The sequence below is a fragment of the Afipia sp. DC4300-2b1 genome, from assembly GCF_049895725.1.
GTDB classification, from domain to species: domain Bacteria; phylum Pseudomonadota; class Alphaproteobacteria; order Rhizobiales; family Xanthobacteraceae; genus Afipia; species Afipia broomeae.
The window spans coordinates 577630-590882 of sequence record NZ_JAFCSX010000005.1 but is presented as its reverse complement, the minus strand read 5'-3'; the positions used below and the strand labels follow the sequence as shown (position 1 = coordinate 590882).

The 13253-nt window shown below is 61.0% G+C and carries 14 protein-coding genes; 10 read left to right on the top strand and 4 right to left on the bottom strand.

The features are described 5' to 3' along the window. Positions 1–6 precede the first annotated feature (6 nt). Positions 7–612 carry a PAS domain-containing protein gene (locus tag ACP7AL_RS22460; protein WP_425994428.1) on the bottom strand — a complete coding sequence of 202 codons (606 nt, stop codon included), beginning with the start codon at positions 610–612 and terminating at the stop codon, positions 7–9. A gap of 341 nt (positions 613–953) precedes the next feature. On the opposite strand from ACP7AL_RS22460, the gene ACP7AL_RS22455 reads away from it, so the two are divergent. The 8 genes from ACP7AL_RS22455 to ACP7AL_RS22420 all read left to right on the top strand — a co-directional run bounded on the left by ACP7AL_RS22455 (position 954) and on the right by ACP7AL_RS22420 (position 8675). After that, complete coding sequence (locus ACP7AL_RS22455) at positions 954–1709, top strand: ABC transporter ATP-binding protein (RefSeq protein WP_006020227.1); 756 nt, start codon at positions 954–956, stop codon at positions 1707–1709. Then, the gene (locus ACP7AL_RS22450) at positions 1702–2418 is read left to right on the top strand and encodes an ABC transporter ATP-binding protein (protein WP_425994426.1); all 717 of its coding nucleotides are present in this window, start codon (positions 1702–1704) and stop codon (positions 2416–2418) included. The genes ACP7AL_RS22455 and ACP7AL_RS22450 overlap by 8 nt, the downstream gene beginning before the upstream one ends. Positions 2419–2446: 28 nt before the next feature. Further along, positions 2447–3676 carry an ABC transporter substrate-binding protein gene (locus tag ACP7AL_RS22445; RefSeq protein WP_425994424.1) on the top strand — a complete coding sequence of 410 codons (1230 nt, stop codon included), beginning with the start codon at positions 2447–2449 and terminating at the stop codon, positions 3674–3676. 85 nt (positions 3677–3761) lie between these two features. Further along, positions 3762–4958 carry an ABC transporter substrate-binding protein gene (locus ACP7AL_RS22440; RefSeq protein ID WP_425994481.1) on the top strand — a complete coding sequence of 399 codons (1197 nt, stop codon included), beginning with the start codon at positions 3762–3764 and terminating at the stop codon, positions 4956–4958. Positions 4959–5036: 78 nt separating this feature from the next. Then, positions 5037–5900 carry a branched-chain amino acid ABC transporter permease gene (locus ACP7AL_RS22435; protein WP_006020231.1) on the top strand — a complete coding sequence of 288 codons (864 nt, stop codon included), beginning with the start codon at positions 5037–5039 and terminating at the stop codon, positions 5898–5900. A gap of 1 nt (position 5901) precedes the next feature. Further along, positions 5902–6867, top strand: a complete 966-nt coding sequence (locus ACP7AL_RS22430; protein WP_024920065.1) for a branched-chain amino acid ABC transporter permease — start codon at positions 5902–5904, stop codon at positions 6865–6867. Positions 6868–7004: 137 nt separating this feature from the next. Then, a complete protein-coding gene (locus ACP7AL_RS22425) occupies positions 7005–7649 on the top strand; it encodes a DUF47 domain-containing protein (RefSeq protein ID WP_006020233.1) in 645 nt (214 codons plus the stop codon). Between the two features lie 15 nt (positions 7650–7664). After that, entirely contained in the window at positions 7665–8675 is a 1011-nt protein-coding gene (locus tag ACP7AL_RS22420; protein WP_425994421.1) for an anion permease, read from the top strand. 141 nt (positions 8676–8816) lie between these two features. Here the strand turns inward: ACP7AL_RS22420 and sugE are convergent, their stop codons facing one another. Then, positions 8817–9131: a quaternary ammonium compound efflux SMR transporter SugE gene (gene sugE, locus ACP7AL_RS22415; RefSeq protein ID WP_425994419.1), complete on the bottom strand. Its 315-nt coding sequence runs from the start codon at positions 9129–9131 to the stop codon at positions 8817–8819. Between the two features lie 157 nt (positions 9132–9288). Here sugE and ACP7AL_RS22410 point away from each other — a divergent pair, with 157 nt between their 5' ends. Both ACP7AL_RS22410 and ACP7AL_RS22405 read left to right on the top strand, forming a co-directional pair. Beyond that, entirely contained in the window at positions 9289–10908 is a 1620-nt protein-coding gene (locus ACP7AL_RS22410) for a peptide chain release factor 3 (RefSeq protein WP_024920064.1), read from the top strand. Between the two features lie 94 nt (positions 10909–11002). Then, a complete protein-coding gene (locus tag ACP7AL_RS22405) occupies positions 11003–11548 on the top strand; it encodes a hypothetical protein (RefSeq protein WP_425994417.1) in 546 nt (181 codons plus the stop codon). A gap of 34 nt (positions 11549–11582) precedes the next feature. On the opposite strand, the gene ACP7AL_RS22400 is transcribed toward ACP7AL_RS22405, so the two are convergent. Then, positions 11583–12038: an SRPBCC family protein gene (locus ACP7AL_RS22400; RefSeq protein WP_425994415.1), complete on the bottom strand. Its 456-nt coding sequence runs from the start codon at positions 12036–12038 to the stop codon at positions 11583–11585. A 170-nt stretch (positions 12039–12208) separates the two neighbouring features. After that, the gene (locus ACP7AL_RS22395; protein WP_425994413.1) at positions 12209–13183 is read right to left on the bottom strand and encodes a Bug family tripartite tricarboxylate transporter substrate binding protein; all 975 of its coding nucleotides are present in this window, start codon (positions 13181–13183) and stop codon (positions 12209–12211) included. Between the last annotated feature and the right edge of the window lie 70 nt (positions 13184–13253).

The window sequence follows — 13253 nt, the reverse complement described above, 5'->3', positions numbered from 1 at the left end:
ATCGCGCTAGACGAACTCGATGGTGTCGCCGGGTGCGATCCGGCCGGGGAGCTTGTGGAACAGGTCCCGGTCGATGACGGCGCGCAATTTGTCGCTCGGCGGCACGTCGTTTGCGCGCATCAGGTTTCTGATCTCGAAGCCGCCCTCGTCGGAAATTGTCTTCAGCGAGGCGATGATCCGGTTGACGCCGTCGCCGTCCGAGAACGGCATCAGCAGCCGCTCGTAGTCGACCTTGCGGCCGTAAAGATCGTTGATCTGCGAAATCGTGAACATCGGAAGCTGCCGCCGGACACATTCCCGATAGATCGGCATCACGACCGGCGCGAGCTTGACGCCCATATATTCCTCAAGGTCGCGGCCCTTGCCGGCGGTCCCGAACGCAATCGACATCCGGCCGCCGTCGCTTTCAATGAAAAACCGGAGAGTGTCGCCGCCCGAACTTTCGACCACGATATAGACCAGATCCTCGCTCTCATCGGCGAGACGTTCGGGGCGGTAGTCATCGAATGCCGGCAGGCGCTCGTGCCTTGCGTAAAGCCGCAGCCAGAAATTCAGCAGCTCGCGCTGCTTGATCGACTTTACGATAGCCGGACCTGCACTTTCGAAATCCATGGCCGAAGGCCCCCGATGGAATTGAGGGAAAGTCCTTGCCAGCAATCATCGGCCTGCGGTCGAAATATTTGGTGAAGAGGTGGGTTGGGCGAATATTAGGCTTAACGATGTGTTTAGGGGCGCACGGAAGGTGAACTTCAGGCTCTAGACGATGGCAGATGCTATACTTTTTGCGGATTACGCAGTATTCGCTGGGCAGCATTGCAGCTTGCGCATCGCTTACAATTCGCTGCATATTCCCGGCCGAGTGCGGTGCGGGGACGGCGAAACGGCCGAGGAGCGCTGCAACCAAAACGGTCACACGCGGGAAGCCTGCGTGAAGGCTGACAGGGGGAAATTGCTTGTCTGATGAGTTCATCCTTGAAACCAGCGGGTTGACCAAGGAGTTCGCGGGCTTTGTGGCCGTGAGCGACGTCAATCTGAAGGTTCGCCGCGGCAGCATTCATGCGCTGATCGGCCCGAACGGGGCCGGGAAGACGACATGCTTCAATCTGCTGACCAAGTTCCTGAAACCGACGCGCGGCCAGATTCGCTATAAAGGGCAGGACATCACCGCAATGGCGCCCGCCGATGTGGCACGCCTGGGCCTTGTCCGTTCCTTCCAGATTTCGGCGGTGTTTCCGCACCTCACGGCCCTCGAGAACGTCCGGGTCGCCTTGCAGCGTCAGCATGGTCAGTCGTTCGACTTCTGGCGCTCGAAGTCGGTGCTTGATCGCTTCAATGGCCGTGCGCGGGAACTTCTCGACGATGTCGGCCTGAGCGAATTCGCCAATACGCCGGCGGTGGAAATGCCGTATGGCCGCAAGCGGGCGCTGGAGATCGCAACGACGCTGGCGCTCGATCCGGAAATGATGCTGCTCGATGAGCCGATGGCCGGCATGGGCCATGAAGATATCGACAAGGTCGCCGCGCTGATCAAGCGCATCTCTCAGAAGTATACGATCCTGATGGTCGAACATAATCTGAATGTCGTCGCCCACCTGTCCGATACGATCACCGTGCTGACGCGCGGCAAGGTGCTGGCGGAAGGCGACTACGCGACACTCACCAAGCATCCGCAGGTCAAGGAAGCCTATCTTGGAGCCGGCCATGAATAACGCCGCGGGCTCCCCGGTTCTCACCGTCAAGAATCTCGAAGCGTGGTACGGCGAGTCCCACATCCTGCACGGGATGAATTTCGAGGTTCGTTCGGGCGAGGTGGTGACACTGCTCGGCCGCAACGGCGCAGGCAAGACGTCGACGCTCAAGTCGATCATGGGCATCATCGGCAAGCGCACCGGCTCGGTGGCGTTCGAAGGCGCCGAACTGATCAAGCTGCCGTCCGAAAAGATCGCGCGTCTTGGCGTCGCGTTCTGTCCCGAGGAGCGCGGCATTTTCGCGAGCCTGGACGTCAAGGAAAACCTGATGCTGCCGCCGACCATCCGCAGCGGCGGCATGACGCTCGATCAGATTTTCGAACTGTTCCCCAATCTCAAGGAACGTCTCGGCAGCCAGGGTACGAAACTGTCCGGCGGCGAGCAGCAGATGCTGGCGATCGCGCGCATCCTGCGCACGGGCGCACGGTTCCTGATGCTGGACGAGCCGACCGAAGGCCTCGCTCCGGTCATCATCCAGCAGATCGGGCACATGATCAAACGCCTGAAGGCGGAGGGGTTCACCATCCTTCTGGTCGAACAGAACTTCCGTTTCGCCTCGACGGTCGCCGATCGCTACTACATCGTCGAGCACGGCAAGATCATCGACGCGTTCGCCAACTCCGAACTCCAGGCCAACATGGACAAGCTGCACACCTATCTGGGTGTCTAAATCGCCGAAAGGCGGGAGGAAGATAATAATGAAATCACGTTTGAGCGCACTGATGTTGAGTTCGGCGCTTGTTCTCTCGGGCGCTGAAATGGCAGGAGCGCAAGAAAAGCTCGATAAGAACGTCAAGATCGGAGTTCTGACCGACATGAGCGGTCTTTATTCCGATATTTCCGGTGCGGGTGCCGTCCTCGCCACGCAGATGGCCGTCGAGGATTCCGGGCTGCGTGAGAAGGGCTGGAAAATCGATGTCATCAGTGCCGATCACCAGCTCAAGCCGGATGTGACCGCAGCCATTGCACGGCAGTGGGCGGACGTGGAGAACGTTGACGCTTATGTCGACGTGGTCGCGTCCAGCACCGCGCTCGCGCTCAATCCGATCGCCGTCGAGAAAAATCGCGTCCACCTGAATTCAGGCGCCGCGACGTCCGCGCTGACCGGTAAGTCGTGCACACCGAACACCGTTCACTGGGCATACGATACTTATGAAGTCGCCAACGGCACCGGCAAGGCGGTGACCAAGGCTGGCGGCGATACCTGGTTCTTTATCACTGCGGATTATGCGTTCGGCGTTGCGCTGGAAGGCGACACCCGCGCGGTCGTTGAAAAGAACGGCGGCAAGGTACTGGGCGGCGTCAAGCATCCGTTGAATTCGTCGGACTTCTCGTCGTTCCTGCTTCAGGCGCAATCGTCGAAGGCCAAGATCATCGGCCTCGCCAACGCCGGCGGCGACACGACAAACGCCGTCAAGCAGGCGGCGGAATTCGGCATCGTGCAGGGTGGCCAGAAGCTGGCATCGCTGCTGCTGTTCATCACCGACGTGCATTCGCTCGGTCTGAAGGTCGCAAACGGCCTGCAGCTTACCGAAAGCTTCTACTGGGACACCAACGACGGTACGCGCAACTTCAGCAAGCGCTTCGCCGCGCGCATGAAGAACGGTGCGATGCCTTCAATGGTGCAGGCAGGCGACTATGCTTCTACCCTGCATTATCTGAAGGCGCTGGAGGCGCTCGGCGGCAATCCGCACGATGGAGTAAAGGCTGTCGCCAAGATGAAGGAATTGCCGACGGACGATCCACTGTTCGGCAAGGGGGTGGTCCGCGCGGATGGCCGCAAGATTCACCCAGCCTATCTTTTCGAGGTCAAGAAGCCCGAAGAGTCAAAGGGGCCATGGGACTACTATAAGCTCGTGACGACAATCCCTGCCGAAGAGGCGTTCCGGCCTCTGTCGGAAAGTGACTGCCCGCTTGTGAAGAAATAGCACTGCGGTTCGTTCGATCGAAAAGTACAACTCAAAAATGACGAACAATCTTGGAGGACACGTGAAAACATCAGTCAAGGCACTCATGCTGAGCACAGCGCTGGTGCTCGGTGCCGCAAGCGGCGCTCTCGCGCAGGACAAGACGATCAAGATCGGCAACCTGACCGACATGTCGGGTCTTTACTCCGATCTCGGCGGCGCCGGATCGACCCTCGCTGCGCAGATGGCTGTTGAAGATTCCGGCCTCGTTGCCAAGGGCTGGAAGATCGACGTCATCGCCGCCGATCACCAGAACAAGCCAGACGTCGGCGCAACCACCGCCCGGCAGTGGATCGACGTCGAGAAGGTCGACGTGATCGTCGACGTGCTGAACTCCGGTGTCGCGCTCGCCGTCAACAACGTCGTCAAGGAAAAGAATTCGATCCTGCTCGATTCCGGCGCGGGCACCTCGGATCTGACCAACGCGCAGTGCTCGCCGAACACGATTCACTGGGCTTACGATACCTACATGCTCGCCAACAGCACTGGCACCGCGCTGGCAAAGGCAGGCGGCGACACCTGGTTCTTCCTCACCGCGGACTATGCCTTCGGCGCGGCGCTCGAGCGTGACACCACCGCGGCTGTGACCAAGGCTGGCGGCAAGATCCTTGGCGGCGTCAAGCATCCGCTGAATTCGTCGGACTTCTCGTCGTTCCTGCTGCAGGCGCAGGCGTCGAAGGCCAAGATCATTGGTCTCGCCAACGCAGGCGGCGACACCACGAACTCGATCAAGCAGGCGGCTGAGTTCGGCATCGTCAAAGGCGGCCAGAAGCTGGCTGGTCTTCTGATGTTCATCCCCGATGTGCACTCGCTCGGACTGCCGGTGGCGCAGGGCCTGAACTTCACCGAGACGTTCTACTGGGACATGAACGACGGCACCCGTGCATTCTCGAAGCGCTTCTCGGAGCGCATGAAGAACAAGAACATGCCGTCGATGGTGCAGGCGGGCGTGTATTCAAGCCTCATCCATTACTTCAAGGCACTCGAAGCGCTGGGCGGCAATCCGCATGACGGCGTCAAGGTCGTCGCCAAGATGAAGGAACTGCCGACCGACGATCCGCTGTTCGGCAAGGGCTCGATCCAGCCGAACGGCCGCAAGATTCATCCGGCCTATCTTTTCGAGGTGAAGACCCCGGCAGAATCGAAGGGCCCATGGGACTACTACAAGCTGGTCGGCACCACGCCGGCGGATCAGGCGTTCCGTCCGCTTTCGGAAAGCACTTGCCCGTTGCTGAAGAAGTAATCGCGATCGCCCGGCGGCCACGCGCCGCCGGGCATACTCTCGCAAGACTGTCTATCTGACCGCGAAAGAACCGATACGATGCAAGCTCTCTACGCCCAGCTTCTGGTTGGACTGATCAACGGCTCGTTTTACGCGCTGCTGAGTCTCGGGCTGGCCGTGATCTTCGGGATGCTCAACATCATCAATTTCGCGCATGGCGCGCTGTACATGATGGGTGCGTTCGTCGCGTACTTCCTCCTCAATCTTTTCGGGATCGGTTACTGGTGGGCGCTGATCCTTGCGCCGGTGATCGTGGGTGGGTTCGGCATCCTGCTCGAGCGCACGATGCTGCAATGGCTGACAGGCCTCGACCATCTGTACGGGTTGCTGCTGACCTTCGGCCTGGCGCTGATCATCCAGGGCGTGTTCCAGAACTATTTCGGATCGTCCGGACTGCCTTACGCCATTCCCGACCTGCTCAAGGGCGGTGTCAATCTCGGCTTCATGTACCTGCCGATCTATCGCGGCTGGGTCGTCATCTTCTCGCTCGTTGTGTGTATTGCGACCTGGTATCTGATCGAGCGCACCCGGCTTGGCGCCTATCTGCGCGCCGCGACGGAGAATCCGACGCTGGTGCGCGCCTTCGGCATCAACGTGCCGCGCATGATCACGCTGACCTACGGTCTCGGCGTCGGTCTCGCCGCGCTGGCCGGCGTGCTCTCTGCGCCAATCAACCAGGTGCGTCCGCTGATGGGCGCGGATCTCATCATCGTCGTGTTCGCCGTGGTGGTGATCGGCGGCATGGGGTCGATCATGGGCTCGATCATCACCGGCTTCGCGCTCGGCGTGATCGAAGGCCTGACCAAGTATTTCTATCCCGAGGCGTCCAACACCGTGGTCTTCGTGCTGATGGTGCTGGTGCTTCTCGTGAAGCCGACTGGACTGACGGGGCGGGCGAATTAACATGACAACGATTACAGACAACGCCGTTCCCGTGAAGGGCCGCACCAGCGACGAAATGATCGCATTCGTCATCATGACGTTGCTGCTGGCCGTTGTGCCGCTGACGGGGCTGTATCCGTATTTTGTGATGCAGGCGCTGTGCTTTGCGCTGTTCGCCTGCGCCTTCAACCTGCTGATCGGCTACGGCGGGCTGTTGTCGTTCGGTCACGCGATGTTCCTCGGCACAGCCGGTTATGTGACCGCGCATGCGCTGAAGGTGTGGGGCGTCTCGCCCGAGATCGGGATTATCCTCGGTGTGGTGGCATCGGCGGCGCTCAGCGTCGTGACAGGACTGATCGCGATCCGCAGGCAGGGCATCTATTTTGCGATGATTACGCTGGCGCTGTCGCAGCTCCTGTTCTTCATCTATCTGCAGACTCCGTTCACCCACGGCGAAGACGGCATCCAGGGCATTCCGCAGGGCATGATGTTCGGCGTGTTCGATCTGTCCAAGCCGACCACGCTTTATTATGTGGTGCTGGCGATTTTCCTGCTCGGCTTCCTCGTGATCTACCGGGCCATCAACTCGCCGTTCGGCGAGGTGCTCAAGTCGATTCGCGAGAACGAACAGCGCGCGATCTCGCTGGGCTACAAGACCGACCAGTACAAGCTGCTGGCGTTCATCCTGTCCGGTACGCTGGCGGGTTTGGCCGGCGCGGTGAAGGTATTCGTGGCGCAGAACGCGTCGCTGACCGACGTGCACTGGACCATGTCCGGCGAAGTCGTGCTGATGACCCTGGTCGGCGGCCTTGGCACGGTGTTCGGGCCGGTGGTCGGCGCGTTCGTCATCATCGCCATGCAGCAGTATCTGGCCGGGTTCGGCCAGTGGGTCACGGTGATTCAGGGCGCGATCTTCGTGATCTGCGTGCTGACCTTCCGCCGCGGCGTCGTCGGCGAAATCGCCCACTATTTCAAGCGATCGCTCTAAACGTCCGATTTTTCGGGGCTTTTTGCTTCGATAAATCAGTGGATGACCGGCGTTTAGACGCCGGGCAGACGCCTGTTGGTCTGCGAAACGGTTTATGACAGATATGTGACAAGTTCTGTCGTGCCGGAGAAAGATCAATGCTGGGCTGGTTTCGTAAGCTGCTCCCTCGGGAGGAGAGATTCTTCGACCTGTTTGCCCGGCACTCCCAGGCCGTCGTGCAAGGCGCCGAGGCGCTGGAGGGAATGATGCGCGGCGGGGAGGAGACCCCGGTCTACTGCCAGCGCGTCAACCAGTTCGAGAACGACGCCGACCAGATCACGCGGGAAGTCCTGACCGCCGTCCGCCGCACCTTCATCACCCCTTTCGATCGCGGCGACATCAAGAACCTGATCACGGCGATGGACGATGCCATCGACCAGATGCAGCAGACCGCCAAGGCGGTGATGCTGTTCGAGGTCCGCACCTTTGAGCCGCCGATGCGCGAGATCGGCGCCATCCTCGTGCAGTGCGCGAATCTCGTCGGCAAGGCCGTGCCGCTGATGCAGGCGATGGGAGCGAACGTCACCACGCTGACCGCTTTGACCGAGGAAATCACGCGGCTTGAAGGCCGGGTCGACGATCTGAACGATATCGGCCTCAAGGAACTGTTCCTCCAGCACCGCGACGGCAACACGATGGACTTCGTGGTCGGGGCGGAAATCTACAAGCATCTGGAAAAGGTCGCCGACCGCTTCGACGACGTGGCCAACGAGATCAACAGCATCGTGATCGAACAAGTTTAAGGTCAGGACCTCGTCGTGGATGCATCGCTTGCTTTCCCCATCCTGGTCGGATTGATCGCCGTCGCGCTGCTGTTCGATTTTCTCAACGGTCTGCACGACGCCGCCAACTCCATCGCCACGATTGTTTCGACCCGCGTGCTGCGGCCGCAATACGCCGTTGCATGGGCGGCATTCTTCAACTTCATCGCGTTCGCGGTGTTCGGCCTGCATGTGGCGCAGACCATCGGCACCGGCATTATCCATCCCGAGGTCATTGATGCACATGTGATCTTTGCCGCGCTGATCGGCGCCATCGTGTGGAATCTGGTGACGTGGGGCCTCGGCATGCCGTCCAGCAGTTCGCATGCGCTGATCGGCGGACTGCTCGGCGCTGGCATGGCGAAGGCCGGGACTTCGGTCATGGTCTGGAGCGGTTTGTCAAAAACGCTGCTTGCGATTGTACTCTCGCCGCTGGTCGGATTTTTGCTCGCCCTGTTGCTGACGGCGATTGTGTCATGGGCCGCGGTGCGTTCGACGCCTTTTGCGGTCGATCGCGCGTTCCGTATCTTGCAGTTCGTGTCCGCCTCGCTGTACTCGCTCGGTCATGGCGGCAACGATGCGCAGAAGACCATGGGCATCATTGCGGTGCTGCTGTACTCGCAGGGCTATCTCGGAGGTGAGTTCAGCGTGCCGTTCTGGGTGGTGATCGCGTGTCAGGCTGCGATGGCGCTCGGCACGCTGATGGGCGGCTGGCGCATTGTGCGGACCATGGGCCTGCGCATCACCAAGCTGACGCCGATGCAGGGGTTCTGCGCCGAGACGGGCGGGGCGGCGACCTTGTTCGCCGCGACGTTCCTGGGCGTTCCGGTTTCGACCACCCACACCATCACTGGCGCGATTGTCGGCGTCGGCGCGGCGCGGCGTGTGTCGGCGGTGCGCTGGAACGTGGCGAGTTCCATCGTCTGGGCCTGGATCTTCACGATACCGGCGGCGGCATTGGTATCCGCGATGACGTACTACGCGACGACACTGGTGGGATGGAAGTAGGACTGGTGAAGTCATCCTTCGAGGCTCGCGCGCTACGCGCTGCTCGCACCTCAGGATGACGTTTCCCAATTCTAAGAGATAAGCCGTCACCCTGAGGTGCGCGCTCTTGCGCGCCTCGAAGGGCGACGGCTTATCATCCGCTCAGGCCACGACCTTGAGGCCGACGATTCCGGCGACGATCAGCCCGATGCAGGCGATGCGCATCGTGGTTGCGGGATCACCCAGCAGCCAGATGCCGAGGATGGCAGTTCCGACCGAGCCGATGCCGGTCCAGACCGCATAGGCGGTTCCGACGGGCAGTGTCTTCAGCGACAGGCCGAGCAGGAGCACGCTGGCAATCATGCTGACAATGGTGAGCACCGAGGGCACGAGCTTGGTGAAACCGTCGGTGTATTTCAGGCCGATGGCCCAGCCGATCTCCAGCAAACCCGCAACGAACAGCATGGTCCATGCCATGGTGAAATACCTCCATAACAGGGCCGTCCCTGCGGATATGTGAGTGAATCGAGGTCGTCCTCGCGGCCGCAACATGGCTTACCGGCAAAGAAGATGCAAGTGCATCTACTTCAAATACCCTTGATCCTGCCGCGTTTCTTTGCCACACGCTCGCATCATGTCCGACACCGCCATTGCCGCCGAGTCTGCCTCGCTGACGCCGCTTGCCGAAGAAGTGGCGCGCCGGCGCACATTCGCGATCATTTCGCATCCTGACGCCGGCAAGACCACGCTGACCGAAAAGCTGCTGCTGTTCGGCGGCGCTATCAATCTCGCGGGACAGGTCAAGGCCAAAGGCGAGCGGCGCAACACCCGCTCGGACTGGATGAAGATCGAGCGCGACCGTGGCATCTCCGTCGTCACGTCCGTGATGACCTTCGAGTTTCAGGGCCATGTTTTCAATCTGCTCGATACGCCGGGCCACGAGGACTTCTCGGAAGATACCTACCGCACGCTGACGGCCGTCGACTCCGCCGTCATGGTGATCGACGCAGCGAAGGGCATCGAGGCGCGCACGCTGAAGCTGATCGAGGTTTGCCGGCTCCGCGACATTCCGATCATCACGTTCGTCAACAAAATGGATCGCGAGAGCCGCGACACGTTCGATCTTCTCGACGAGATCGAGAAAACGCTGGCGCTGGATACGACGCCGATGACCTGGCCGGTCGGCCGCGGCCGCGACTTCATCGGCACCTATGACATCTCGACCGGCGGCATCCGTCTGCTCGAGGGCGGCGGCGCCAAGACCGGCGCTGCCGAGAAGATCGAGATTTCCGACTTGGCCGGCCGCAACGCCAATCTCGATGCCGGCGAAATCGCCGACGAACTCGAACTGGTGAAGGAAGCCTCGAAGCCGTTCGACCTGCAGTCGTTCCGCGAAGGCCATATGACGCCGGTCTATTTCGGCAGTGCGCTTCGGAATTTTGGAGTGGGCGATCTCCTGGAAGGTCTCGGCAAGTTCGCGCCGTCGCCGCGTGCGCAGGAGGCCGACAAGCGCAAGGTCGAAGCAGAAGAGGCCCGCATGTCGGCCTTCGTTTTCAAAATTCAGGCGAACATGGACCCGAACCATCGTGACCGCATCGCGTTCGCGCGGCTGTGCTCGGGCAAGCTGACGCGCGGCATGAAGGCCAAGCTGGTGCGCACCGGCAAGAACATGAGCCTGTCGTCGCCGCAGTTCTTCTTCGCGCAGGATCGCGCCATCGCGGACGAGGCGTTCGCCGGCGACGTGGTCGGCATTCCCAACCATGGTACGCTGCGGATCGGAGATACGCTGACCGAGGGCGAGGACATTACATTTGTCGGCGTGCCGTCATTCGCGCCGGAAATCCTGCGCCGCGTGCGGCTGACCGATGCGATGAAAGCCAAAAAGCTGAAGGAAGCGTTGCAGCAGATGTCGGAGGAGGGCGTCGTGCAGGTATTCCGTCCGCGCGATGGCGCGCCCGCACTGGTCGGCGTGGTCGGCATGTTGCAGCTCGACGTGCTGAAAGCGCGCCTCGACGCGGAATATTCGCTGCCGGTGGATTTCGAGATCAGCGAATTCCAGCTCGCGCGCTGGATATCGTCCGAGGACAAAAAGAAGCTCGAGACCTTCATTACTGCAAATAACTCCGGCGTCGCCGACGACGTTGACGGCGATCCGGTGTTCTTGGCCAAGAACGAATTCTATCTTGGCTACACCCGCGAACGCGCCGAGGGCATTGTGTTCTCGAGTATCAAGGATGTGAAGAAGAAGGCGTAGGCTCGCATTTTCCATTGAGGCGCGCATGTCGCGATGGACATGGGTTGCAACTGTAATTGCAGCGGCCGTTCTTTGGGAAACGGCCGGTTTTGCCTTGGACACCCAACGCAGCGGCGCCTCGCAGATATCGCGCCCCTTGAGCGGCATGAAGCCGAGTGTACTGCGTGAAGGGCGCTCGTTCTGCAATTCGATCCGCTACGGCCCGTGTGTTCCACGAGCGGGCTATTTGCTCGGCGATCCGATGCAACTCACGGTCTTCGCCAAGCCGGGCCACAAGGACGCCGCAAGCTACATCAAACCCGATCGCGATCTGAACAGCCTCGATGATTTATTCTCGGCCCTTCGTTCCTGCTGGACGCCGCCTGCGCCGGGTGAGGCTAGCGAAGGAGCGCAGATATCCGTCAGATTTTCGCTTCAGCGGGATGGGAATCTGATCGGACCGCCGCGTGTCACAGATGCGGGTGACCGTCTCTCGAAGGAGGTGCGCGGTATCTATTTCAAGTCGATGACCGCGTCGCTTGATAGCTGCATGCCATTTAGGCTGACCAAGGGGTTCAGCAGCGCCATCGTCGGGCGGCCGATCACTGTCCGTTACGTCGACAATCGGTCCCTCAAGCCGGAAGGTTCGCCGCAGCCCTGAACCTTTTGCGGACTCGGAAAATACGGCGCCGGTTTCAGCGCGCTCGCTTCTCCACATTCGCCTTGATATTTGCAAGGCCCACAGCCGCTTCCGCATCCATGTTGGCGATCTGCTCGTCGGTCGGTGGCTTTTTGCGCGCGGGGTTGCGCAGGGTGCGGGTGAACTTGGTGCCGCCCGCGACATCCTCGCAGATATACTGAACCACGATGGGGCCGATGAAATCGGTCTCAGCCTGCACGATCCACAGCTTCGGGCTGACACAGGCGCGCACGATCCAGTTCAGCGACACTTCGCCCGAGCGGATGTGCCATTTCTCGTGAAACAGTTCGCCGGTGTCCAGCGGACGGTTCTCGCTGTCGATGTGGTGCGAGGCCGCGAGCCATTCGGGCCACGACTGCGGATTGGTCACGTAGTCGAACACCGCCTTAGGCGGAGCGTTGATGACGATGTCGTGGCTGCGCTCGAAGGCGACGGTGGCGGCGGCGTTCATGGCGTTTTTTCCTTTCCGGATTTTCTTGTTTTGCCGGTGGTGATGAATTTGCTTCCGTCGTCCCCGCGAAGGCGGGGACCCATACTTGATGAAGATGCTTGAGTGGATTCGCGCATCATCTCGTAGTCTTGGGGTTATGGGTCCCCGCCTTCGCGGGGACGACGATGTATTTAGTTGATCCTGATATCGCCGCGCTTGATGACATCGGACCACAGCCTGATCTCGGCGTCCATCCGCGCGCGCAAGGCGCCCGGTGTGGATGGAACCGGCTCCATCAACTGCGTTTCCAGCCGCTCGCGCACGCTTGGTTTGGTCAGGATATCGTTCACCTCGTCATTGATCTGCGCGACGAAGGCGGGCGGCGTGCCGGCAGGTGCTATCAGCGCATTCCACGCATCGGATTCGACGTCGATGCCGCTTTCCTTGAGTGTCGGGACGTCGGGCAGAAAGCGCGAGCGCTGCGCGGTCGCGACCGCGAGGATTTTGACCTGACCGGCCGCGAGTTGCGGCGTCACCGCGATGGCGGGCAGGCATGCGGCCTGCACGTCGCCGCGAATCACGGCGGTGACTGCCTGCGGCGATCCACCATAGGGGATATGCACCATGGTGGCGCCTGCACGCTGTGCGATCGCTTCCATGGTCAAATGGGATAGCGATCCGGCGCCGATCGAGCCGAAGGCGAGCGGCGTTCCCTTGCGTTTGAGCATCGCCAGAAACTCGGCCACCGAATTGACGTTCAGGCTCGTGGGCACGACGAGAACACTCGGCAGCGAGGTGAGCATCGTCACCGGCGCGATGTCCTTGGCGGGGTCGTAAGGCAGTTTCGAGAACAGCAGCGTGTTGATGGCGAGCGGCCCGCCGAGACTGATGCCGAGTGTCGCGCCGTCGGGCTCAGCCTTGGCGACGGCGTCGGTGCCGATATTGCCGCCGGCGCCCGGTTTGTTCTCGACAATGAAACTTGCACCCGGATGGCGTGCCTGAAGGTCGTCGGCGACAATCCGCCCAACCAGATCGGGCGTCGAGCCAGGCGCATAGGGCACGATGATTTTCACGATTTTCGGCGGCCAGGCCGGCTCTGCCGCATGGGCAGTCAAGGCGGGCGCCGCGAGAGCCAGCGCGAGTGCGGCGATTGCAAGGGATTTCATAGGGCCGGGAAGAGTTTGGAGCAGGGTTGCGATGTCGAAGCAGCATTGCGCGCCGCACCCCAAAAGTGAT

Excerpts from the sequence above, each read along its gene's own strand:
- ACP7AL_RS22450 (WP_425994426.1), top strand. The coding sequence starts at position 1,702 with ATGAATAACGCCGCGGGCTCCCCGGTTCTCACCGTCAAGAATCTCGAA.
- ACP7AL_RS22460 (WP_425994428.1), bottom strand. The coding sequence starts at position 612 with ATGGATTTCGAAAGTGCAGGTCCGGCTATCGTAAAGTCGATCAAGCAG.
- ACP7AL_RS22395 (WP_425994413.1), bottom strand. The coding sequence starts at position 13,183 with ATGAAATCCCTTGCAATCGCCGCACTCGCGCTGGCTCTCGCGGCGCCC.
- ACP7AL_RS22410 (WP_024920064.1), top strand. The coding sequence starts at position 9,289 with ATGTCCGACACCGCCATTGCCGCCGAGTCTGCCTCGCTGACGCCGCTT.
- ACP7AL_RS22425 (WP_006020233.1), top strand. The coding sequence starts at position 7,005 with ATGCTGGGCTGGTTTCGTAAGCTGCTCCCTCGGGAGGAGAGATTCTTC.
- sugE (WP_425994419.1), bottom strand. The coding sequence starts at position 9,131 with ATGGCATGGACCATGCTGTTCGTTGCGGGTTTGCTGGAGATCGGCTGG.
- ACP7AL_RS22445 (WP_425994424.1), top strand. The coding sequence starts at position 2,447 with ATGAAATCACGTTTGAGCGCACTGATGTTGAGTTCGGCGCTTGTTCTC.
- ACP7AL_RS22435 (WP_006020231.1), top strand. The coding sequence starts at position 5,037 with ATGCAAGCTCTCTACGCCCAGCTTCTGGTTGGACTGATCAACGGCTCG.
- ACP7AL_RS22440 (WP_425994481.1), top strand. The coding sequence starts at position 3,762 with ATGCTGAGCACAGCGCTGGTGCTCGGTGCCGCAAGCGGCGCTCTCGCG.
- ACP7AL_RS22430 (WP_024920065.1), top strand. The coding sequence starts at position 5,902 with ATGACAACGATTACAGACAACGCCGTTCCCGTGAAGGGCCGCACCAGC.
- ACP7AL_RS22400 (WP_425994415.1), bottom strand. The coding sequence starts at position 12,038 with ATGAACGCCGCCGCCACCGTCGCCTTCGAGCGCAGCCACGACATCGTC.